We start from the raw sequence: 1,794 nt of genomic DNA on the forward strand, positions 1-1,794 counted from the left end.
ATTGATCAAGATGAAGCGCCAGCGCTATATCTGGGTGACCTTGCTGCCGGCCGCCTGGTTGCTGATCTGTACCACCAGCGCCGGTTTCATCAAGCTGTTCGACGCCAACCCGGCCATCGGTTTCCTTTCCCTGGCGAAGAAATACAGCGTAGCGTTGGAGGCCGGGCAGGTGATTGCCCCGGCCAAGGACATCAACCAGATGCAGCACGTGATCTTCAATGCCTATACCAACGCGGCTTTGACGGCACTCTTCCTGTTTGTGGTCTTCAGTGTGCTGTTCTATGCCATCAAGGTCGGAGTCTCGGCCTGGGGCAACAAGGAACGCACGGACAAAGAAACCCCGTTCCAGGCCGTGCCTGAAGCGTAAAAGAGGAATACCGCCATGTTCAACGACCTGAGTCGTCTCGGTAAGTACCTCGGTCAGGCCGCGCGCCTGATGGTCGGCATGCCTGACTACGACACCTACGTCGAGCATATGCAGAACAAACACCCGGACAAGCCGGTCATGACCTACGAGGCGTTCTTCCGGGAACGCCAGGAAGCCCGTTATGGCGGCAAGGGCGGGCCGAAGTGCTGTTGACCCGAGGCGCGCTCGATTGAGCGCGTCCTGTGTCCTTCACGGCTGAACACCGTCACTGTGGGAGCCGGCTTGTCGGCGATGGCGATCTTGCGGACGCCATCGCCGGCAAGCCGGCTCCCATATTTTTGTAGCGTATGGGAGATCTTCGTTTGTCAGTCCCTATTCCCGTCACTGTCCTCAGTGGCTTCCTCGGTGCCGGTAAAACCACGCTGTTGCGCCATCTGCTCAAAGCCGAGCACGGCCTGAAAATCGCCGTGATCGAGAACGAATTCAGCGACGCCGGGATCGACACCCAACTGCTGGGGGGCGAACCGGTGCAAGTGATGACGCTGTCCAACGGCTGCGTCTGCTGCACCATTCACACCGACCTGACCAAGGCCCTGTACCTGCTGCTGGAGCGCCTGGACAGTGGTGAGATCGCCTTCGACCGGTTGGTTATCGAGTGCACCGGCCTGGCCGACCCGGCCCCGGTGGCGCAGACCTTTTTTATCGACGAGGAATTGCGCGAGCGTTACCTGCTCGACGGCATCATCACCCTGGTGGACGCCGCCCATGCCGAGCAGCACCTGACCCAGGCCATTGCCCAGGCGCAGATCGGCTTTGCCGACCGGCTGCTGGTGAGTAAGCGTGACCTGGTGGATGAGGCGGCATTCAGCGCCTTGAGCGAGCGGCTGACGCGGATCAACCGCCGGGCCCCGATCCGCATCGTCGAGCATGGCAATATCGACCTGGCGGAGCTGCTTGATGTGCGTGGCTTCAATCTCAACGCCGACCTGGGTGGTGGCTTGAGTCTGCGCCCGGTCAGCAAGGCGCCGTCCATCGATCGTATCTCCAGCCTGGTACTGCGCACCGCCGAGCCGCTGGATATCGACAAGCTCAGCGAGTTCATGAACGAGCTGCTGGAAGCTCACGGCAAGCAGTTGCTGCGCTACAAGGGCGTGCTGAACATCGCCGGGGAGCCACGGCGCATGGTGTTCCAGGGAGTGCTCAAGCTCTACGGTTTCGACTGGGACACCGAGTGGGAAGAGGGCGCGGCGCGGGAGAGCGTGATCGTGTTCATCGCCGATGAGCTGCCGGAGGAGAAGATTCGCGCAGGTTTTGCCAGGGTAGCTGCCGCCTGAGGCGAGCCTTGTGGTGAGCGGTCGCGCCCGCGAAGTTTATAGCGGCTTCAAGGGCCTCTTCGCGAGCAAGCTCTGCTCCCACAAGGACCTTGC

The 1,794-nt window shown here is 61.3% G+C and carries 2 protein-coding genes and 1 pseudogene; all 3 read left to right on the forward strand.

The genetic code is table 11. The features are described from left to right. Positions 1-367 (forward strand): annotated as a pseudogene (locus M5B99_RS29470) (carbon starvation protein A); the annotation flags it as partial. A gap of 15 nt (positions 368-382) precedes the next feature. Next, positions 383-580 carry a YbdD/YjiX family protein gene (locus tag M5B99_RS29475; RefSeq protein ID WP_017123431.1) on the forward strand — a complete coding sequence of 66 codons (198 nt, stop codon included), beginning with the start codon at positions 383-385 and terminating at the stop codon, positions 578-580. 134 nt (positions 581-714) lie between these two features. Beyond that, positions 715-1,701 (forward strand): GTPase, encoded by a 987-nt coding sequence (gene yjiA / locus M5B99_RS29480; protein WP_412548769.1) that lies wholly within the window; start codon positions 715-717, stop codon positions 1,699-1,701. Positions 1,702-1,794: the final 93 nt, after the last annotated feature.

This window comes from Pseudomonas sp. MWU13-2100 (assembly GCF_023242365.1).
Taxonomy (GTDB): Bacteria; Pseudomonadota; Gammaproteobacteria; order Pseudomonadales; family Pseudomonadaceae; genus Aquipseudomonas.